General features: G+C 65.5%; 19 protein-coding genes and 1 tRNA gene. 6 read left to right on the forward strand and 14 right to left on the reverse strand.

The window, feature by feature from the left end; translation table 11 throughout:
* Nucleotides 1–44 precede the first annotated feature (44 nt).
* Complete coding sequence (locus RLDS_RS42530; RefSeq protein ID WP_021226520.1) at nucleotides 45–485, reverse strand: c-type cytochrome; 441 nt, start codon at nucleotides 483–485, stop codon at nucleotides 45–47.
* A gap of 109 nt (nucleotides 486–594) precedes the next feature.
* On the opposite strand from RLDS_RS42530, the gene RLDS_RS42535 reads away from it, so the two are divergent.
* Together RLDS_RS42535 and RLDS_RS42540 are read left to right on the forward strand one after the other, a co-directional pair.
* Nucleotides 595–2,046, forward strand: a complete 1,452-nt coding sequence (locus tag RLDS_RS42535; RefSeq protein ID WP_021226521.1) for an ATP-binding protein — start codon at nucleotides 595–597, stop codon at nucleotides 2,044–2,046.
* A gap of 90 nt (nucleotides 2,047–2,136) precedes the next feature.
* A complete protein-coding gene (locus tag RLDS_RS42540; protein WP_021226522.1) occupies nucleotides 2,137–2,790 on the forward strand; it encodes a YjbE family putative metal transport protein in 654 nt (217 codons plus the stop codon).
* A gap of 53 nt (nucleotides 2,791–2,843) precedes the next feature.
* On the opposite strand, the gene RLDS_RS42545 is transcribed toward RLDS_RS42540, so the two are convergent.
* The 3 genes from RLDS_RS42545 to RLDS_RS42555 are packed head-to-tail and all read right to left on the reverse strand — an operon-like array spanning nucleotide 2,844 to nucleotide 6,763.
* A complete protein-coding gene (locus tag RLDS_RS42545; protein WP_021226523.1) occupies nucleotides 2,844–4,151 on the reverse strand; it encodes a CitMHS family transporter in 1,308 nt (435 codons plus the stop codon).
* A 31-nt stretch (nucleotides 4,152–4,182) separates the two neighbouring features.
* Nucleotides 4,183–5,688, reverse strand: coding sequence for an OprO/OprP family phosphate-selective porin (locus RLDS_RS42550; protein ID WP_021226524.1), 1,506 nt, complete (start codon nucleotides 5,686–5,688; stop codon nucleotides 4,183–4,185).
* Between the two features lies 1 nt (nucleotide 5,689).
* Nucleotides 5,690–6,763, reverse strand: a complete 1,074-nt coding sequence (locus RLDS_RS42555) for an ABC transporter substrate-binding protein (protein ID WP_021226525.1) — start codon at nucleotides 6,761–6,763, stop codon at nucleotides 5,690–5,692.
* Nucleotides 6,764–6,873: 110 nt separating this feature from the next.
* Between RLDS_RS42555 and RLDS_RS42560 the strand changes: the two genes are divergently transcribed.
* On the forward strand, nucleotides 6,874–7,527 hold the full coding sequence (locus RLDS_RS42560; RefSeq protein WP_021226526.1) for a response regulator transcription factor: 654 nt from the start codon (nucleotides 6,874–6,876) through the stop codon (nucleotides 7,525–7,527).
* Nucleotides 7,517–8,923 (forward strand): sensor histidine kinase, encoded by a 1,407-nt coding sequence (locus RLDS_RS42565; RefSeq protein WP_021226527.1) that lies wholly within the window; start codon nucleotides 7,517–7,519, stop codon nucleotides 8,921–8,923. The genes RLDS_RS42560 and RLDS_RS42565 overlap by 11 nt, the downstream gene beginning before the upstream one ends.
* Nucleotides 8,924–9,042: 119 nt before the next feature.
* On the opposite strand, the gene RLDS_RS42570 is transcribed toward RLDS_RS42565, so the two are convergent.
* From RLDS_RS42570 to RLDS_RS42585, 4 genes are all read right to left on the reverse strand, one after another.
* A tRNA-Val gene (locus tag RLDS_RS42570) sits at nucleotides 9,043–9,118 on the reverse strand.
* Nucleotides 9,119–9,165: 47 nt separating this feature from the next.
* Nucleotides 9,166–10,170 carry a helix-turn-helix domain-containing protein gene (locus RLDS_RS42575; protein WP_021226528.1) on the reverse strand — a complete coding sequence of 335 codons (1,005 nt, stop codon included), beginning with the start codon at nucleotides 10,168–10,170 and terminating at the stop codon, nucleotides 9,166–9,168.
* A 233-nt stretch (nucleotides 10,171–10,403) separates the two neighbouring features.
* Nucleotides 10,404–11,255, reverse strand: coding sequence for a D-amino-acid transaminase (locus RLDS_RS42580; protein WP_021226529.1), 852 nt, complete (start codon nucleotides 11,253–11,255; stop codon nucleotides 10,404–10,406).
* A gap of 113 nt (nucleotides 11,256–11,368) precedes the next feature.
* On the reverse strand, nucleotides 11,369–11,689 hold the full coding sequence (locus tag RLDS_RS42585) for a hypothetical protein (protein WP_021226530.1): 321 nt from the start codon (nucleotides 11,687–11,689) through the stop codon (nucleotides 11,369–11,371).
* Between the two features lie 37 nt (nucleotides 11,690–11,726).
* On the opposite strand from RLDS_RS42585, the gene RLDS_RS42590 reads away from it, so the two are divergent.
* Nucleotides 11,727–12,851 carry a serine hydrolase domain-containing protein gene (locus tag RLDS_RS42590; RefSeq protein WP_021226531.1) on the forward strand — a complete coding sequence of 375 codons (1,125 nt, stop codon included), beginning with the start codon at nucleotides 11,727–11,729 and terminating at the stop codon, nucleotides 12,849–12,851.
* Here the strand turns inward: RLDS_RS42590 and RLDS_RS42595 are convergent.
* From RLDS_RS42595 to RLDS_RS42620, 6 genes are all read right to left on the reverse strand, one after another.
* Nucleotides 12,848–13,633, reverse strand: coding sequence for a PhzF family phenazine biosynthesis protein (locus tag RLDS_RS42595; protein WP_021226532.1), 786 nt, complete (start codon nucleotides 13,631–13,633; stop codon nucleotides 12,848–12,850). The two genes, RLDS_RS42590 and RLDS_RS42595, sit on opposite strands and share 4 nt — an antisense overlap.
* A 79-nt stretch (nucleotides 13,634–13,712) precedes the next feature.
* The gene (locus RLDS_RS42600) at nucleotides 13,713–15,494 is read right to left on the reverse strand and encodes an SLC13 family permease (RefSeq protein ID WP_021226533.1); all 1,782 of its coding nucleotides are present in this window, start codon (nucleotides 15,492–15,494) and stop codon (nucleotides 13,713–13,715) included.
* Between the two features lie 298 nt (nucleotides 15,495–15,792).
* The gene (aroC, locus tag RLDS_RS42605; RefSeq protein WP_021226534.1) at nucleotides 15,793–16,875 is read right to left on the reverse strand and encodes a chorismate synthase; all 1,083 of its coding nucleotides are present in this window, start codon (nucleotides 16,873–16,875) and stop codon (nucleotides 15,793–15,795) included.
* A 12-nt stretch (nucleotides 16,876–16,887) separates the two neighbouring features.
* Nucleotides 16,888–17,694: an enoyl-ACP reductase FabI gene (fabI, locus tag RLDS_RS42610; protein ID WP_021226535.1), complete on the reverse strand. Its 807-nt coding sequence runs from the start codon at nucleotides 17,692–17,694 to the stop codon at nucleotides 16,888–16,890.
* Nucleotides 17,691–18,656, reverse strand: coding sequence for a YihY/virulence factor BrkB family protein (locus RLDS_RS42615; protein ID WP_021226536.1), 966 nt, complete (start codon nucleotides 18,654–18,656; stop codon nucleotides 17,691–17,693). Before RLDS_RS42615 ends, fabI begins: the two co-directional genes overlap by 4 nt.
* 17 nt (nucleotides 18,657–18,673) lie before the next feature.
* Nucleotides 18,674–19,618, reverse strand: coding sequence for a DnaJ C-terminal domain-containing protein (locus RLDS_RS42620; protein WP_021226537.1), 945 nt, complete (start codon nucleotides 19,616–19,618; stop codon nucleotides 18,674–18,676).
* Nucleotides 19,619–19,757: 139 nt separating this feature from the next.
* Here RLDS_RS42620 and pdxH point away from each other — a divergent pair, with 139 nt between their 5' ends.
* Nucleotides 19,758–20,333: a pyridoxamine 5'-phosphate oxidase gene (pdxH, locus tag RLDS_RS42625; protein WP_021226538.1), complete on the forward strand. Its 576-nt coding sequence runs from the start codon at nucleotides 19,758–19,760 to the stop codon at nucleotides 20,331–20,333.
* The last annotated feature ends 100 nt before the right edge of the window (nucleotides 20,334–20,433 follow it).

Genomic DNA, 20,433 nt, shown 5'->3' on the forward strand with positions numbered 1-20,433 from the left:
TGGGACTCGTCAAGGCGAATGAAGGCTTTGCCTGCCTGCGCCGGTCAATCGGCCTGACGCCTTAAGAAAGCGATGATGTCGGCGCGGTCGAGCGGGTCGGCGACGCCGGGATAGATCATCTTGGTGCCCGGCACGACCGTTTGCGGACGGGCGATCCAGGCGTCAAGCGTCCGCGCGTCCCAGCGGCCACCGGCGTCGCGCAGGGCGGCGGTGTAGCTGTAGCGCGCGCTCTGCTGCGCCATCGGCCGGCCATAGACGCCGTAGAGATTGGGTCCGCCCATGTCGGGGGAGCCTTTCGTCGCCTTATGGCAGGCGGCGCAGGCCGCGAATTTGCGTGCGCCAGCATTGGCATCGGCCACGGTCAAAAGCGCATCGAGCGAAGGATCGGGGCCGGCGGCGGCCAGCCTTTCCGCCCGGCGGTCGTCCGCGCATCCCGCCAGGACTAGCATCAGGATCAGGGCCATTTTCATCGCACCGTAACGCATGCTCTCGCTCCTTCGTGGCTGATCCTAATGGCCAGCGGACGGGCTGGACAGGGGACAGGCTGTCCCCCCCCCTTGCACTGAACCGCCCGCTTGGGCCAAAGACGCTGCCGTGACCGCCAGCATCAGCATAGGAACCGATCATCACGGCAAGGACGTGCTGGTCGATGTGGAGGAATTGCTCGCCACCCGCCTGCTCGTCCAGGGCAATTCGGGGTCGGGAAAATCGCACCTCCTGCGCCGGTTGCTGGAGGAAAGCGCCGCCATGGTGCAGCAGGTGGTGATCGACCCCGAGGGCGATTTCGTCACGCTGGCGGACCAATATGGCCATGTCGTGATCGACGCGGGCGATTATAATGAGCGCGAGATCGTCACCATGGCGGGCCGCATCCGCGAACATCGCGCTTCAGTGGTGCTGAGCCTCGATTCGCTGGAGCTGGAGGCGCAGATGAAATGCGCCGCCACTTTCCTGTCCACCCTGTTCGACGCGCCGCGCGACCATTGGTATCCCGCGCTGGTCGTGGTGGACGAAGCGCAGATGTTCGCGCCGGTCGCGGCAGGCGACGTATCGGACGAGGCGCGCCGTTTGTCGCTGGCCGCCATGACCAACCTGATGTGCCGGGGGCGCAAGCGCGGCCTGGCCGGCGTGATCGCGACGCAGCGGCTGGCGAAGCTCGCCAAGAATGTGGCGGCGGAAGCGTCGAACTTCCTGATGGGGCGCACCTTCCTGGATATCGACATGGCGCGCGCGGCCGACCTGCTGGGCATGGAGCGGCGGCAGGCGGAGCAGATTCGCGACCTGGAGCGGGGCCGCTTCCTGGGCCTTGGCCCCGCGATCGCGCGGCGACCCGTCAATGTGAAGATCGGCGCGGTGAAGACCGGATCGCGGGGCGGCGCCCACAAGCTGATGCCGCCGCCGGTCGCCGCGACGGAGGATTTCCAGGAGCTGTTGTTCGCCAAGGCCGAAGCCGATGCGCTGCCCGCGCCCCCGCCGCGCGCCGACCCCCCGCCCCGCCCGGCCGAGGAGATCATGCGCGCGCTGGCCGACGCGCCACAGGCCAAGCCCGCCGCGCCCGAACTGGATTTCGGCGAAAATGAGCCGGTCGTGATCGCGGTGCTGGAGGAAATGGTCGCGGATTTGGGCGACGCCACGCCCGGCGTCGCCAGCCTGTATCAGGATTTTGGCGTGCGCTGCCGGATGAAGGGCATCAAAAAATCGCCGCTCGACCTGCCGGCCTTTCGCAAGCGCTTCGCCATGGCGCAGGCAGGCATGGCCGATGGTGACGACCCGCGCTGGCAGGACGCCATCCGCGCGTCAGAGCCGGTGCCAGAGGATATGCTGGCCCCTTTCCTGCTGATCGCGCGCGCGGCGATCGACGGGCAGCCCTGCCCCGACGACGGTGCGCTGGCCCGCGCCTATGGCACCAGTTCGCCCGGACGCGTACGCCGGCTGATCGACTATATGGAGAAACTGGGCGTCATCGTCGCGCGCACCGATTTTTCGGGCAAACGCTCGATCGGCCTGCCGGGCCTGGGCCTGTCGACCGCCGTCGCGGAGGGGTGAGCATAGCCGCTTTGCACGGCTGAAAGGTTGATGACAGCAAGCCCGCATACAGCACCGCCGCATTTTCCCTGAAAAGAAGCGGAGCTGTTTATGAGCCATGTCTGGACGACCATATTGTCCGATTTTTCCCAGCTGGGATCGCCATCGGCGCTGGCCGCCTTCGGCCAGGTGGTGCTGATCGACATCATGCTGGCGGCGGATAATGCGATCGTGGTGGGCGCGCTGGCGGCCGGACTGCCGCCCGCTTCGCGCCGCAAGGTGATCGCCATCGGCGTGATCGCGGCGCTGGTGCTGCGGATCGCCTTTGCGCTCATGGTGACGCAGCTGATGCAGCTGGTGGGACTGGTCTTCGCCGGCGGCCTGTTGCTGGTCTGGGTCGCATGGAAGATGTGGCGCGAGTTGCGCTCGGACGGCGAGGCGGAAGACGCCGGGGATGTCGCCGGCCCCGCGGCGCCAAAGGGCTTTGCCCAGGCGGCCTGGGCCGTAGCGGTCGCGGACGTGTCGATGAGCCTGGACAATGTGCTGGCGGTCGCGGGCGCGGCGCGCGAGCATCCGGGCATCTTGGTCGTCGGACTGGTCCTGTCGGTCGCGCTGATGGGCGTTGCGGCCAATCTGCTGGCCCGCGTCATCGAACGCTATCGCGCGATTGCCTATATCGGCCTGCTGGTGATCCTCTATGTCGCGGGCAAGATGATCTACGAAGGCATTGTCGATCCCGCCACGGGGATCGCGGCGCTATTTTGATGTCGGTCAGGCCATGACCCGATCGGGACTCCGGGTCATGGCCTGCCCCCCCGTCAGGCGACGAAGGGGAAAGCGAGCGCGATCATTCCCGCCAGCGTCATGACGATGCAGACGGCGGCGGCCGGTAGCAGCGTGAAGCGCTGATGATCGGCAAGGTCGATGCCCGCCAGGCTGACGAGCAGATAGGTCGAGGGCACCAGCGGCGAGAGCAGATGCACCGGCTGCCCCATGAGCGAGGCGCGCGCGATCGCCATCGGTTCTACGCCATAATGCGCGCCCGCCTCCGCCAGGATCGGCAGCATGCCGAAATAGAAGGCGTCATTGGAAATGAAGAAGGTGAAAGGCATGGACAGCAGCGCCGTGATCGGCGCCATATAGGGACCGAGCGCAGGCGGGATGAAGCCGACCACTTCCTTGCTCATCGCTTCCACCATGCCGGTGCCGCCCAGGATGCCGGTAAAGATGCCCGCGGCAAAGATCAGCGAAACGACCGACAGCACATTGCCGGCATGCGCCGCGATCCGTTCCTTCTGCTGCGCGACGCGGGGGTAATTGACCACCATCGCGATCGCAAAGGCGATCATCATGAGCACCGATAAGGGCAGGATGCCCCAGACGAGCAGGCCAAGCAGCGCGACGACCAGCGCGGCATTGATCCAGCGCAGGTGCGGGCGGCGCGCTTCGGGATATTGCGACACGCCCAGATCGGCGATGTCGACGGGTTCCCGCTGTGGCACATGGACATGCCCCAGGCGGCGCCGTTCCTTGATACCGAACCAGAAAGCGAGGCCCAGCAGAAAGGCCAGGCCCGCGATCATGCCGGGAATGAGCGGCAGGAACAGATCGGCGGCATCCAGCTTGAGCGCGCTTGCCGCGCGGGCGGTCGGCCCGCCCCATGGCGTCAGGTTCATGATCCCGCTCGTCACCATCAGCAGGCAGACGAGGTAGATGCGCTTCATGTCGAAGCGTTTGTAGAGCGGCAACAGCGCGGCGATGGTGATGATGTAGGTGGTGGAGCCGTCGCCATCGAGGCTGACGATGGCACACAGCACCACGCTGCCCAGCAGGATGAGCAGCGGATCACCATGGACGATCCGCACCAGCCGCCCGACCAGCGGGTCGAACAGGCCCGTGTCGGTCATCGTCGAGAAGAAGAGGATCGCAAACAGCAGCATGACGCCGGTGGGGGCGAGGTTTTTGATCCCGTCGATCATCATGTCGCCCAGGCCCGCCGCCTGGCCGGCAATCACCCCGAAAATGGAGGGAATGAGGATCAGGGCAACGAGCGGCGTCATCCGCTTGGTCATGATCAGCGTCATGAAGGTGGCGACCATCAGGAAGCCGAGCAGGGCAAGGTTCATTGCTGCATCCTTGGAAGGGACAAGAGGAGGATCAGAAGGTGACGCCGACGCGGGCGCTGACGGTCTGGCCGTCGTCGCTGCCGGTGAAGTCGCCGGCGCGATTATGGGTGCGCCAATGGATTCCGTTCAGCTGAAGCCGGGTGAAGCTGTTGAGATACCAGTTGACGCCCAGCGTCGCGGCCCAGCCATCGCCGCCCAGCGCCAGGTCGGTATAATCCAGATTTTCGTACCGCGCCGTCAGCTCGATCGCGCCGGGACCACCATCGAAAGTGGGGCTGAGCACATTGGGCTGGCCAAAGCTGCCGAGGCGCGGGTTGTAGGGTGGCAATTCGCCGGTCAGGAAAAAGCCAGTGGACAGGCTCCACGCCTTGCTTCCGAAATCCGGCCGGTCGCCGGTCAGCCGCGCCACGCGTCGGCCCGCTTCGCCCATCACCCACAGGCTGCCGGCATAGCCGCCCAGTTCCAGCCCATAGCCGGTCGTCGATCGACCGCCGAGCAATTCGCCGGTCGACACCCGCACGGCGCCGTTGAAGCGGCCGCCGATGACGGTGCTGCGCGTCAGAGTGTTCGCTGCCGACGACAGCGCCTCGTCAAAGCCCCAGGCGCCGACATGGAGCAGGGACCGGTCGGTCTTGATCGGATTCCAGTGCGCGCGGGCGGCCACGGTGCGGCTGTCATTTGTCGCCTGCTGACCATCGATCCGGTCGCCGGTCACGCTGACCGAGGCATGCCAGTCCGGGCCGAACAGCCGGCCCATAATCCCGATTCCATAGAAGCCGCGCTGCGGAATGATGGCGGTCGATACGGTGCTGCGTTCGAGGAACGGCGTCGAATCCGATCCGGTGCTGCCTTCAAAGGCGCGATCGTTGAACAAATGGCCGGCGCGCACGTCATAGTCGACCTTGCTGCCCAGGCGATTGCGCCAGCCAAGGAAGGCGGTGACGATATCGACCTCATTTTCCGAAAAATCGCTTTCGAACTGATAGAAGAAATGCGGGCCGACGCCGCCTTCCAGCCCCAGACGCAAGGCGCGCATGCCGGTCGTCGTGGTATTACGGCCCTTGTAGCGCGACCCGTAGGTCGAGCTGACATCGACCAGGATGCGGCCGCGCGGCTTGTAGGTGAAGACGCCATCGGCAGACCGGAAAACCGGCAGGCCCGCGCCCCATTCGGTCGTCACCCCGGCCGGGTTGGCGGCGACGGCGCGGGCCTGCGCCACGTCAAGGTCGGCGGGGCCGGGCGGCACGATCTGCGGCGCGAACGGGGTGATGACCAGCGGCGGGGCCGATTGCTGTTGCGCGACCTGTTGATCGGGCGCTGTTGAAGGCTGCGCGGCGGTTGCGGCGGTCGCGGCCGTCGCAACTGGCGGGTTTTGCCCCTCCAGCCGGTCGAGCCGGGCCTTGAGGGTGGCGATTTCAGCCGCCTGCGCCTTGACGAGCGCGGCCAGCTCTTGCGCACTGGGCGTTTGCGCCAAGGCGGGGGTTGCGGCGATGAGCGCCAAGGCGGCGCAGCCGGCCCGTAGCGGAATAGCAGGCATTTTATCTGGCTCCAGAGGCTAAGGTCTCGCGCCACTGGCGCAGAAAGCGCTGTTGTTTGAGGCGGTCGAGATTGACGAGAAGCTGAGGCCCCACGCGCACGGGGCGCGCCTGCGCGGCAGGAAGCCGGCGCGCGCGGATGTCGGTGCGCGCCGGCCAGAGGCTGTGCCGGGCAAGCAGGGACTGGCCCTGACGCGACAGCAGGAAATCAAGGAACAGCTTGGCCCCGGCAGGGTGCCGCGCTTCGCGCGCGATGAACGCGATGCGCGAGAGAATGATGGTATAATCCTGCGGGAAGACGACGCCGATCCGCGGGTCGCGCCGCGCCCGCTCCAGCGCATAGGAACCGATCACATTATAGGCGATGGCCAACCGGCCCTCGGCCACGCCGCGCAGCATCGGTTCGGTCGTGGTGGCGAGCACGGGCCGGGTGGCGGCCATCGCTTCGACAAGCGACTGGGTATCGCGCGTGATGGCGTAATCCTGTGTCAGGTACAGATAGCCGGTGTTGGACCGCGCCGGATCAAAGGTCGCGACCTTGCCCATGAGCGCACGGCGATCCCGGCGCAGCATCGTTTCCAGCGCGGCATGGCTGCGCGGCGGATTGGGCACGGCTTTCTTGTTATAGACATAGGCGATGGGTTCGGCCGTGATGCCATATCCCATATTCTTCCACACCGCCGAGGCGGGGAGCGCGGGCTTTTCGGGGCTGGCATAAGCCTGCGCAAAGCCATCGTTGATGAGCTTTACCTGCTGGTCCATCGCCGAGGACCAGACCAGGTCCGCCGATGCCTTGCGCGCCCGCGTTTCGGCGACGAAGCGCCGATACATCTCGTTGGAGCCAAGGTCGGTATAGCGGACGGTGACGCCGGGATAGCGCCGCTGGAACGCGACGATGACCGGCGCCATTTCCGACGTGTCGGCATTGGCGTAGACAATGACCTGCCGCTCGGCGCGCGCCGCCGCGATCAATTGGTCATAGGAGCGCGGATAGCCCGTCGGCCGCTCCGCCACGGCGGTGGCGACCGGCGCAACCAGACTTGCCAACAGCGCCATGATCCGAATAACCCGTTGCATCATCCACTCCTTGCTTCGTCCGCTTCTGTCGCCGGATTAAGATGCAGGGGTTCGTTACGAAGCCAAGCTGTCATCAACCTTTCATCAGCAGGTGCCCCATTCGCATTTTGATGATCGAGGACGACGCTGCCCTGGCCCGCAGCATTTCGGCACTGTTGCGCGCAAGCGGCCATGCCGTCGATCATGTCCCGACCGGAGAGGATGCGCTCGCCATCGTGGGCAGCGAACCCTATGCGCTGATCATCCTGGACGTGGGCCTGCCGGGCATGGACGGATTTGCCGTGCTGGCCGATCTGCGCCGCCGCGGCGAAAAGGTGCCGGTCCTGATGCTGACGGCGCGGGACGCGCTGGATGACCGCGTGCGCGGGCTGGACCTGGGCGCGGACGATTATCTGCGCAAGCCGTTCGATCCCGAAGAACTGGAAGCGCGCGTGCGCGCGCTGGGGCGTCGTCGCGGCGGCGACCCGACGCCGCAGATTCGTGTCGGGTCGCTGACCATCAACCGGTCGACCGGCGCGGTCGCGGTGGGGGAACGGTTAATCGACCTGCGCCGCCGGGAACTGGCGGTGCTCGAAGCGCTCGCCACGCGTGCGGGGCAGGTGGTGCCGCGCGAAATGCTGATCGGCGAAGTGTTCGGTTTTGACGAGCCGGTCGGCGGCAACGCGATCGAGGTGCATGTGACGCGCGTGCGCGGCAAGCTGGCGCCCGATGGACCGACGATCCGGACGGTGCGCGGCGTCGGCTATATGCTCGATGCAGGGTAAAGGCGGCCCCAAAGCGCACGCGATCGCCCTGCGCACCCGGTTGCTGGCGGCGATGCTGGGGCCGTTGCTGGGCGCGGCGGCGATCATCGGGATAGGCGGAGCGACGCTGATTTCCGATGTCGTTCGCCGAACAAACGACCGCGTGCTGGGCGGCGCGCTGGGGGCGATCGCCGAAACGGTTCAGGTGGAACGGGGCGAAGTGACGCTTGACCTGCCGCCGGCCGCCTTTGGCATGCTGGAAAATAGCGAGCGCGACAATGTCTATTACAGGATCGCGGTGGGGCCGGACCTGCTGACGGGCTATACCGACCTGCCAGCGCCGGACCCGGCGACACTGGCGATCGATCAGCCCCGCTTTCGCTTTGCGCGCTTTCGCGATCAGGACATACGCATCGCGGAAGTCAAACGCATGCTGCCGCGCATCGAACGGCCGGTCATCGTGCAGGTCGCCGAAACGCTCGACAACCGGTCCGCGCTGACACGGCGGATGATCATCGCGCTGCTGGTCGGTGAGGTGGCGCTGGTGGGCGTCGCCGTCCTGCTGCTCCGCCCGGCGCTGGGATGGAGCTTGCGCCCATTGGCCCGCTTGCGCCGCACGATCGAGGCCCGCGACGCCAGCAGCCGACCCGATTTTTCGCCGCTGGACGCAGGCCCATTGCCCCATGAATTGCGCCCGCTGGCGACGGCGTTCGATCATCTGCTGGCGCAACTCGACCGGGCGACCAGCAGCATGCGGCGCTTTACCGCAGACGCTTCGCATCAGATGCGCACGCCATTGTCGATCCTGCGGGTGCAAGTGGCGCTGGCGCGACGAGGATCGGTTGCGGCACTGGACGAAATCGATGAGGCGGTGCAGCGGCTTGAACGCCTCGTCACCCAATTGCTCGCGCTCGCGCGCGCCGAGGAAAGCGGCGAAGCGCCGCCGCTCGAAGCCGTCGACCTGCGCGAAGTGAGCCGTGCCGTCATCGGTCGGCTCATCAACCAGGCGATCCATTGCGGGGTCGAACTGACATTGGAGGTCGCGGACGACGCGCCATATGTCGTTCCGGCGCATCGGACGCTCGTCTATGAGATAATGGCGAACCTTGTCGATAACGGCATCCGCTACAATCAGCGGGGCGGCACCGTAGGCGTCCTGCTGTCGCGTCAAGCCGATGCGGTGCTGCTGCGGGTGCGGGACGATGGCCCCGGCATCGCGCCGGAGGACCGCGAACGGGTGTTCGAACGTTTTTACAGGGCGCGGGCCGCCAACGGGCCGGATGGAACCGGACTGGGGCTGGCCATCGTCCAGTCCGCCGCGTCGCGCATGGGCGCTGTCGTATTCTTGCAGGACGAGGAGCCGGGCCTGTCGGTCACCGTGCGCTTTCCAACGATCGCGGCAGGCAGCGACGAATGACGCATGGCCGTGGCGGGTGATTCATGGCCGGCGGGGGGCACCGGACGATCGGCATCGATGTAGAAAAACGGATGGACGGCATCGCCTTTATGGACGTTGTGCCTGCGCCAGGGCGCTTATGGTGGGCGATGACGGGCTCGAACCGCCGACATTCTCGGTGTAAACGAGACGCTCTACCAACTGAGCTAATCGCCCCCGTGGGGAAGGCGCCTATTGCGGCGAAATGGTGCGGCGGTCAAGCCTCAGCCGCACAGCAATCGACGGCTGGCGCCGAACCAGCGCGTCATGGCTTCGGCGGTGTCGTCCGCCAGCGAAATGAAGACGCGGCGGCCGTCCTGGGGGTCCGCATGCCGCAGCACCATGCCCTTGTCGGTCAGCGTGCGGATCCAGCGCAACGCCGTCGTGGGCGGAACGGCGGCGGCGATGCACAGGCTGGAGACGGATACGCGTTCCTGTTCCAGCCGGGCGGCAAGCAAATCGAGCAGCATGTCCCAGGCCGGATCGGCGAACAGCTCGCCGGGCAGGAAATCGGCCCGGATGCGCCGCGCGCGCAGCATGTCGCGCACCTGTTGCCCGGTCAAAGCCGCCGCCGGGGCGGGGCGCGCAGGCTCCGTGAAGGATGTAATGACCGGCATGCCGATATAGTCGCTCGGCCGGTCGGAAATGCGCGGCCCAAGGTCGAAACTGGGCGCGGCGGCGATCTTGTTCCGCTGTGTCAGCGCATCGAGCGTACGCGCCAGGCGACCGACTTCCTCGCTTAGTTGCTGAAGGCGCAGGCCTTCGCGATCAACCTCATGCAGGCTGCCGGAAAGGGGGCGATGTTCACCCGCCGCGACAAGGGCAGCGGCCAGTTCCACCGGGTCGGGATCGCATAGCAACTGCGTATGGGCGCTGCGGATGCACGCAAAAACAAGGTCTATCGTGTCCCACCCCGCCACCAGCACGACCGCCATGCCGGTTTGGATCGCCTGCGTTTCCACCTGGACCAGCAGCCGTTCCAGCGTCGCGGTCATGATCGGGCAGAACAGCAGGAGCGTATCGCACTGCGTCTGCTCATCCAGCCTGGCCGAAGCGTCGGCAAGGCCCGTCACGCCCAGCAGACGCAGTTTCGCGGCGTCCGCAATCGGCGCGACCTCTTCCATATCCGCCCAATCGGCGATGACGAGCAGGCTCTGCCGGTCATCGGGCGCGCCTATCGGCAAGGTGATGTTGCCCGATGGCATGAATTGGGGGAAATCATCCGTCATTGCGCGGTCCCTGTTCCAGCTTCGTTCCCAACCCTAGCGCAAGAACGGATGGGATCACCCCCCTCTTCACCCGATTTGGAGGCGAAATGCGACGTTTAGCCCCGAGTCTTTCCCGGTTTGCACCATCTTCCATCCATTTTCCGTCCGTCCCGGCGGTATCATGGCCCAATTTGCTTGCGCCTCCGCGCCTTCAGCGGCTGCGGGAAAACCATGTCCGATTTGGATGATTTGGCTTAAACCCCGGTAGCGCGGGCAAATTCTATGTAGAGCGCGCGCAGGCGCATGGCGACCGGCCCGGGCCGGCCATCCCCGATCTTGCTTCCGTCAATGTGCACCACAGACTGGCACAAGGTGGATGCGCTGGTGATGAAAGCCTCCTTCGCCTGCTTGGCTTCGGCGACGGTGAAGGAGCGGCGGATCAGCGCAAGGCCCTTTTCTTGCGCCAGCGCGCCGATGGCCGCGCCCGTGCAGCCCGCCAGCACCGACTGGCTGTAGGACCGGGTGACGATGCCCTCCTCAGTGACGATGAACGCAGTGGAGGATGCGCCTTCCGTCACGAAGCCATCCTCTACCATCCAGGCTTCCTGCGCGCCAGCCTCCCTCGCGGCCTGCTTGGCCATGGCCTGCGCCAGCAGCCCCACGCTCTTTATATCGCGGCGCGCCCAGCGAAGGTCGGGAACGGTGGCGACGGCGATACCGTCATGCACCGCCGGAATGTCGAGGAACGGCTTGGCCTGCACGAACAGGAACATAGTGGGTTGCAGACCTGCCGGCGGGATGAAATCGCGTGTCGTGTCAGCCCCGCGCGTCACTTGAAGATAGACCAGCCCTTCGGTCAGGCCATTGCGGACGACCAGCTGCTTCTGCACCGCCTCAATCTCTTCCAGGCTAAGCGGCAGGTCGATGCCGATCGCCCTGGTCGAACGTTCCAGCCGCGCGAGATGCGACGCGCTGTCCACCAATTTTCCGTCGATGACCGCCGCCACCTCGTAAATGCCGTCGGCAAACAGGAAGCCACGGTCGAGCGGCGAAATGCGCGCTTCATCGAGCGGCAAATAGGTTCCGTTCAGATAGGCGACGGACATGACGGGTGGATTTCCTCAGCAACAGACGGTGGGATGCTTTTCCTGCTTCGACTGACAGGGTCAACCATTCCGCAGGTTATGGACGCTGCAAATTTCAGTCGACGTGTCACGCGTCAGTCGCGACGATCGAGCAGGCACCCCCAGCCGGGCTTGTAGCGCGCCGTGCGTGTGGCGAGCAGCGGAACACTGGCCCGCACGGCCCGCTGCTCCGGCACGTCGGTCATCCGTACCAGCGCCATGCCAGGTTCCTTGTCGTCCGCGCACTGTCCCATCGGCCGACCTTCGACATAATGGCAGGAACAGCCGATGCGCGCGCCATAGGCAGCGCCCAGTTGTGCGCGGGCATGCAAGGTCGGCCACTGCCAGGCAAGCAGGCCAAGAAATATGAGAACGATCAGCATCGCCCCGATCCACCATTTCCGTCGAACCGCCATGGCTCTTTCCCGCGCTCGCCTGTAAAGGCGCCGGCTTATGCAGATCCACAGCCGAATCGTAAAGCGTCTTGGCCTGACCGCGGGCATCGTCGCGCTCGTCGCCGCCGGATCGCTGGCCGGGCGCGCGGCCCCGACCGCCGAACCTGTCTATATTGTCGCGTCCGATGTCGTGACGGGAGAAAGCACGCTGCGCGCCGCGATCGACCCGCTGTTCGACAATGCGGACATGGGTGAGACTCGCGCCCTGATCGTGATGCGTGACGGTCAGATCGTCGCGGAACGCTACGCGCCGGGTTTTGGCCCTGATACCAAGTTGCTGGCCTGGTCGATGGCCAAGACCGTAACCGCCGTGCTGGCAGGCCTGATGGTCGCGGACGGCCGGTTGGCGCTCGACGCGCCGGTGCCCGTGCCCGCCTGGAGCCAGCCGGGCGATCCGCGCGGGCGGATCACGCTGCGGCAATTGCTGACCATGAGTTCGGGCATCGACCATGTCGAGGATGGCGAACCGGTCACGGCGGGCGATACGGTGCGCATGCTGTTCCAGGACGGGGCGCAGGACATGGCCGCCTATGCCGAAGCCAAGCCGCTGGCTCATGCGCCGGGCGAAAACTTCGCTTATTCGACCGGCAGCACGATGATCCTGTCGGACCTGATGACGCGGATGCTGACAAACAGCGAGGACCCCGACGTGCGCCGACGCGCGATGCAGATGTTCATCGACGGACGGTTGAAGGCACCGGGCAAGCTGCCCAGCCTGACGCCTGAATATGACGCGCATGGCACGATGATCGGCGGCAGCATCCTGCACATGACCGCGCGCGATTATGGGCGCTTTGGCGAATTGCTCCGCCGGCGTGGACGCACGCCTGCGGGACATCAGATTTTGCCGGAAAAATGGATCGACCTGATGACCACGCCATCGCGGCGCAATCCGGCCTATGGGCTGCATATCTGGCTGAACCGGGCCAGCGACGAAAGCGCGCTGATGCCCGGCCAGGCCCCCGAAAGCCTGTTCGGCTGCGTCGGGCATAATGGCCAATATATCCTGATTTCGCCATCGCAGCGGCTGACCGTCGTGCGCATCGGCATGTCCCCCCGCAAGGAGCAGCGCCGCGCGGTGCGCGCGGGGCTGGCGCGATTGATGGGGTTGTTTCCGGGTTAAAGCAGAAAGCGTCCCTCGATCACGGTGCGGCAGGCGCCGGTCAGGATGACTCGGTCGCCCTCCAGCGCGCAGCCGAGCCGACCGCCCCGGGCAGACGCCTGCACCGCGCTGATCCGCGTCTTGCCCAGCCGTTCCGCCCAGAAGGGGGTAAGGAGGCAGTGGGCCGAGCCAGTCACCGGATCTTCATCCACGCCGCCGCCAGGCACGAACACGCGACTGACGATGTCGCTATCCGCGCCGGGCGCGGTGGCGATGAGCATGACGTCGCCCTGCCCCCGTAGCGTTGCGAAATCCGGCGTCAGCGCGCGCACGGCGGCTTCATCGGGGAAGAGAAAGAGGCTGTAGCCGCCGTCTCGCCAATACGATTCGATGGGAGCGCCGCCCAGCCCTTCGGCAAGATCGGGCAAATCGCGCGGCGTCATGGTCCAGGCCGGCAGCGACAGGGCATAGCCCTGCCCGTCCCGCGATACGGTGAGTATCCCGGCATGCCGCGTGCGGAAGCGGACCGCATCGCCCTCCATCAGCACATGGCCGCTCGCCAGCGTGGCATGACCGCACAGCTTCACTTCCAGCGTCGGCGTGAACCAGCGCAGCGCATAATCGGCATCCGGATCGTCCGGCGTCGCTACGGTAAAGGCGGTTTCGGAGAGGTTGTTTTCCTGCGCGATGGCCTGAAGCGTCGCGTCGTCCAGCCAGGCATCGAGCGGCATGACGGCGGCCGGGTTGCCGGTAAAGGGCGCATCGGCAAAGGCGTCGACCTGGGTGAAGGGCAGGCTGGTCATCAGGGGCATCCTTTCGTTGCGCGGCCTTCTGCCCGGTTGCTGCGCCGTTGGACAGGGCCGGCCGGTTCCGACTGGCCGTTCAGCCCAGCAACACCAATGCACCGCAGACCGCCAGGCCGACGATGATGTTGAGGGGGACGCCGATGCGCACGAAATCAGCAAAGCGATAGTCGCCCGCCGCATAGACCAGCGCATTCGTCTGATAACCGATCGGCGTAGCAAAGCAGGCGGAGGCCCCGATCATCAGCGCGATGACGAGCGGGCGTGCGTCGACCTGCAATTGATGCGCGAGGGCGATGACAATCGGCGTCATCAACGCCGCCACCGCATTGTTGCTGAGCAATTCGGACAGGATCAGCGCGGCGAAATAGACGATGAAGATCAGCGCCCAGGGCGGCGCCACCTGCATCAACGGCGTGATCCAGCCCACCATCATCGTGACGCTGCCCGCCTGCTCCAGCGCGACGCCGACCGCCAGCATGGCAAAGATCAACACCAGGACATCCCCGTCGATCGCGCCCCACGCCTCCTCCGCGTCGATGCAGCGGGTGGCGAGGATCGCACCGACCGCGATGATCGCGGCAAGGCCGATGCCCATGATACCCAGCGCCGACAGCGCGATCACCATCGCCATGGCCAGGATCGCGATCCACGCCTTGTTCCGGCGGAAGGCGCGGGTGCGGCTGATGTCCACACCCATGAGGTTGGGATTGTCGCGCAGCGAGCGCATCGCATCGTCACTGCCCGCGATCAGCAGGCGGTCAGCGCCGCGAATGCGGGCTTCGGCGAGATTGGGTCCGGGCAGATGCCGGGCGCGATTGATGCCGATGATCCGTACGCGCAGGGCGTGGAGGAAGGGGATATCCATCAGCCGTTCGCCGATCGATGGATGGCTGGGCGCGACCATCGCCTCGATCACCGTGCCCTCGCGCCCCGATGTTTCGGAATCCGCGGCGATGCCCAGTTCGAAATGCCCTGATTCGCGCAGCGTCATGATCGCCGTGCCGTCGGCGCGCACGATCAGGCGATCGCCGGCGTGCAATTCCTCCTGCGACAGGTCGCCGCGCCGTATCTCCCCCGCCCGCTTGAGGCCGAGCAGCGCGGCCGATCGCCCGAACAGCGTCAGCGATCCGATTTCCCGACCGATATATTCGCTGTCATGGGGCACCACCAGTTCGGTCAGATAATCCTGCGCATTGCCGCCATCCTGGCCGGATATGGCCGGCGGATCGCTGGGCAGCAGGAAGGACAGGCCGACAAGCGCCGCCAGTCCGGCGACGGTGCCGGCAATGCCGAAGGGCGCGATGTCGAAAATGCCAAAGGGGGTCATACCCTGATCCGCCGCGATGCCCGCGACGATCAGATTGGTCGATGTGCCGATCAGCGTGATGCAGCCACCCAGCACCGCCACGATGCTGAGCGGCATCATCAGCTTCTTGAGCGGGACGCCCGTGACCTGCGACAATTTGAAGATGATGGGGATGAGCACGACGACGACAGGCGTATTGTTGAGGAAGGCGGACGCCACCGTCGCGCCCAGCATCACCTCCACGATCGCCAGGCGCGGATGTTTTTCCGCGCGCTTCATAACGAAATCCGCCGCCCGATTGATCGTGCCGGTGCGGATCAGTGCGCCGGCAAGCACGAACATCGCGCCGATCGTCAGCGGCGCGCTGTTGGAGAAGACGGAGAAAAGCCCCTTTTCATCCAGCAATCCCAGCGCGGCATAGGCGCAGGCGCCCAGCACGGAGACGACCGTGGGCGAATAGCGTTCGCGCACGAATTCCACGAACATCAGCGCAAGGATGATGAGGCCGATTTCCGCGCGATAGACGCCCAAGAGCGCGGACATGAAGTGCATCTGGCGTTGGCCCCCTGGAACGCGTGGAACCGCGTTTTAGCCCGGGTCAACGAAATGGGCCAGCCATGGTTGCATGGCTGGCCCGTGTCGCGGCGTTGAGGGGACGTTTTGACCGTCAATCCACGCTTTTTCATCATAGCGCTTTCCGCAGAAAACGCTTTGACGCGCAGTGACGCTCCCCAGGCTTACGCTCTGCCGCACGCCCTCCCGCGGGCGTTGATCGTCATAATAGCGTAACCGGGGCGAGTCGTCTCGCATGGAACGGACGTCCGGCGCAGGATTGGCGCGGTTCGGCGCGTCAGTCGGCTGCGCCGCCGCCGCACTGGGCGCGGTGAAGCAGCTTCTGATCGGCCAGGACCAGCGCCATCATGGCTTCCACCACGGGTACGCCGCGAATACCCACGCACGGGTCATGCCGCCCCTTGGTGATGATCTGCGATGCGTCGCCCTCGCGCGTCACGGTATCGACGGGGATCAGGATGGAACTGGTCGGCTTGAAGGCGACCCGCAGCTTGATCGGCTGGCCGGTCGAAATGCCGCCGGCGATGCCGCCCGCATGGTTGGCGAGGAAGGTCGGGCCATCGGCGCCCGGCCGCATCGGATCGGCATTGTCTTCGCCGCGCAGCCGCGCCGCGGCAAAGCCGTCGCCGATCTCGACGCCTTTGACGGCATTGATGCCCATCATCGCGGCGGCCAGTTCACTGTCCAGCTTGGCATAGAGCGGCGCCCCCCACCCAGCCGGGACGCCCGATGCGACGCATTCGACGACCGCGCCCAGGGACGAACCGTCGAGGCGAGCCGCGTCAACCAGCGCCTCCCACCGCTGGGCGGCTTGCCGGTCCGGGCAGAAAAACGGATTTTCCCCGATCTGCGCCGGATCGAAATTGGCATAATCGATCGCGTCGCCGCCAATCTCGCTGACATAGGCGAAAATATCGACGTCCGGAATGACGAGCCGCGCCACCGCGCCCGCCGCCACCCGGCTTGCCGTCTCGCGCGCCGAGGAGCGCCCGCCGCCGCGATAGTCGCGAAACCCATATTTGGCGTCATAGGCATAATCGGCGTGGCCGGGGCGATAGGCCCTGGCGACGTCCGAATAATCCTTGGACCGCTGATCAATATTCTCGATCATCAGGCTGATCGGCGTGCCGGTGGTGCGGCCCTCGAACACACCCGACAGAATGCGCACTTCATCCGCTTCGCGCCGCTGGGTCGTGAATTTGGATGTGCCGGGTTTGCGCAGGTCGAGCCATGGTTGAATGTCCGCTTCCGTGAGCGGCAGGCCGGGCGGGCAGCCGTCCACCACAGCGCCGATCGCGGGGCCATGGCTTTCGCCCCAGGTTGTGAAGCGAAAGACGCGACCGAAACTGTTGAAGCTCATGTGTCCCGCGCCCTATTTATCGAGCGCGATGTCCGGCGCGTCCTCGGCTTTCATGCCGATGACGTTGTAGCCTGCGTCGACATGGTGGATTTCGCCGGTCACGCCGGACGCGAGATCGGAGAGAAGGTAGAGGCCCGCGCCGCCGACATCCTCGATCGTGACGTTGCGGCGCAGCGGCGAATTGAGTTCATTCCATTTGAGGATATAGCGGAAATCGCCGATGCCGCTGGCCGCGAGCGTCTTGATCGGCCCGGCGGAGATGGCGTTGACGCGGATATTTTCCGGTCCCAGGTCCATCGCCAGATATTTGACGCTGGTTTCCAGCGCCGCCTTGGCAACACCCATGACGTTATAATGCGGGATCACCTTTTCCGCGCCATAATAGCTCAGCGTCAAGATGCTGCCGCCATTGGGCATCAGCGCGCGGGCACGCTTGGTCACGGCGACGAAGCTGTAGGCAGACACGTTCATCGTCAGCAGGAAATTGTCGAGGCTGGTGTCGACATACAGGCCGCGCAGTTCATTCTTGTCGGAAAAGCCGATGGCGTGGACGACGAAATCGAGGCTGCCCCAGCGTTGCTCGATCTGTGCGAAGGCCGCGTCGAGCTTGTCCATGTCCGTGACGTCGCAATCGATCAGGAAATCGGAGCCGACCTGCTCGGCCAGCGGCTTTACGCGCTTGGCCAGGGCATCGCCCTGATAGGAAAAAGCGAGCTCCGCGCCCTGTGCGTGCAATTGCTTGGCGATGCCCCAGGCCAGCGACTTGTCGTTGGCCAACCCCATGATGAGGCCGCGCTTTCCTGCCATCAAGCCTGTCATATCGTCGTTCCGTTCCCTTTGTCCTGCACGGTCGCGTCCGTTTCCTCATCGGGAAATTCGGCCAGCGCCGCGTTCAATTCCGCGCCAATTACCACGCCAAGCCCGACGAGAAAGAAAAAAATCAGGGTGATCATGACGCCGGCAAGGCTGCCATAGGTGCGCCCATACCCGCCCAGCAGCGCCAAGGTGGGCGGCAACAACAGGGTCGTGCCATACCACCAGAGCGCGGTCGCGACAGCGCCAGGCCATTTGGGAAACCGCCTGTCCTTGTAGGCGGTAGGGGTGAGAGCGACGAAGAGGGACCAGAGCGCGACGCACACCACCGCCATCGGCACCAGTCGGGCCGACGCGACCAGGGCAATGGCGTCATCGGCCCAGGGAAGGAGGCGCAGCAGAAACTGGTCGATGCCGGCGATGATCACCTGCATCGAAAAGGCGAACATGACCGCAAAGACGCTGACCAGCGTGATGCCGATGGCGCTTAGACGATATTGCCAGAACGCCTTGGTGCTCTTTGTCCCATAGGCCCGGCGCAATATGTCGCGGATGGTTTCGATAAGGCTTCCTACCGTCCAAAGCCCGACCAGGCCGCCCAGCCACAGCAATGGCCCGGACCGGGCGGTCAGGACATCGTTGATCGGCTGGCGCACGACATCGGCCACGCCGCGCGGCACGGTATACAGAAAGGCGTTGAGCGCCTGAAGTCCATCCTCCGTCCGGCCGAATATGCTCGCCACCGCAGCCGCGACGATGAAGAAGGGGAACAGGGTCAGCAGCGAGAGATAGGCGAGATTGCCGGCGTGAATGAAGCCATCGCTATAGGTGCCGACGAGCACCCGCTTGGCCACTTCGAAACCATGGGACCCCGGCCTCACCCTGTCGATCTGGCGGTGCAGGCGCGCCCGCGCACCATGGCCGGACCGGCGGCGCGATTCGGGCGACAGGGGGGACGGCATCGGCATCAGCCGAGCTTAACGCCTCACACGCCCAGATGGGCGCGCACGGGCCGGGCGTCCTGCCAATCCTCCACCAGCGCGCGGATCGCAGGATCATCAGCCGGCACGTCGATGTGGAGCGTCACGAGCTGGTCGCCGCGCCGCCCATCCTTGCCGGTAAAACCCTTGCCGCGCAGGCGCAGCGTCTTCCCCGACGACGTGCCCGCCGGAACGCCCAGCATGACGGGACCATCCACGGTCGGCACCTTGACCTTGCCGCCCTTGACGGCTTCATCCAGGGTGATGGGCAGGTCCAGAAGGACATTGTCGCCGTCGCGCGTGAAAAAGGGGTGCGGCTTGACCTCTATCGTCACGATCGCGTCCCCCGCCCCGCCCGGTCCGGCCTGCCCCTTGCCCGACAGGCGCATCTGCGTGCCGGTTTCGACGCCAGCCGGCAATTTGAGGTCGATCGTCTTGCCGTCCTGCAAGGTGATCCTTTGCGGCGCCAACGTCGCGGCGTCGGTGAACTGGACGGCGAGCCTGTAGGCGACATTGGCGCCCTTTGGCGGTGGCGCCTGCCGGCCAAAGCCGCCGCCGAAACCCGCGCCGCCGCCTGCCCTGCGGCCAGCGCCACCAAACAACCCTTCAAAAATGTCACCGAAATCGGCGCCGCCTTCGCCAAATTCGAAATGGGCCGACTGGCCGCCGGGGTTGCCGCGGAAGCCGCCTTGGCCCCCGCCACCGCCAAAGCCGAACGGCGCCGTCGGATTGCCTTCGGCATCGATTTCGCCCCGGTCGAAGCGGGCGCGCTTATCCTTGTCGGACAGAAGATCATAGGCGTTGGTCGCGGCGGAGAATTTTTCCGCAGCCTTGGGATTATCCTTGTTCCGGTCAGGATGCAGTTCCTTGGCCAGCTTGCGATAGGCGGATTTGATCTCCGCCTCGCTGGCGCTGCGCGCTACGCCCAAAATGGAATAGGGATCGGCCATTCATCTACCTGTTGCAAAAAAGCATCACTTGAAACCTATGTGGACGATGCATCACCGACATTCAAGACGGGCATGCGCGCAGGCGCGAGATCGGGTGACACATATCGACAGCATGGCGCTGGCCGCCTAGAACGCGCGCATGACCGATCCCTTCACGCTTTTCGACGCCTGGTTTGCCGAAGCCCGGGAAACCGAGATCAACGACAGCAATGCCATGGCGCTGGCGACCGCCGACGCGCGCGGGCGGCCGTCGGTGCGGATGGTGCTGCTGAAAGGGCATGGGCCGGGCGGCTTCATCTTCTATACAAATTTCGAAGGGCGCAAGGCCGGCGAGCTGCTGGACAATCCGCATGCCGCCCTGCTGTTTCACTGGAAATCGCTGCGGCGGCAAATCCGGATCGAGGGGCAGGTGGATGCGGTCGATGACGCGACCGCCGACGCCTATTTCGCGACGCGCAGCCGCGACAGCCAGCTTGGCGCCTGGGCATCCGACCAGTCCCGCCCCCTGCCCGACCGGCAGATATTCATGAACCGTTTCGACGACGCGAGCGCGCGCTTCGAAGGCGGTCCGGTGCCGCGACCGCCGCACTGGTCGGGTTTTCGCGTCACGCCCGAGCGCATCGAATTCTGGCAGGATCGCGCGCATCGCCTGCATGAACGGCGCCTGTTCGAACGGGATGGCCAGACCTGGCGCGAGGGGCTGCTCTATCCCTGACAAATGCCGTTAGCCCCAGGATGGCGGCGCGCGGCAGGGGCGGAAAGGCGGTCCTGCTTCGTCTTGCCTGATGCGACGGGACGCGCGCAATTGCCGGGCG

This window comes from Sphingobium lactosutens DS20, assembly GCF_000445105.1.
GTDB classification, from domain to species: domain Bacteria; phylum Pseudomonadota; class Alphaproteobacteria; order Sphingomonadales; family Sphingomonadaceae; genus Sphingobium; species Sphingobium lactosutens.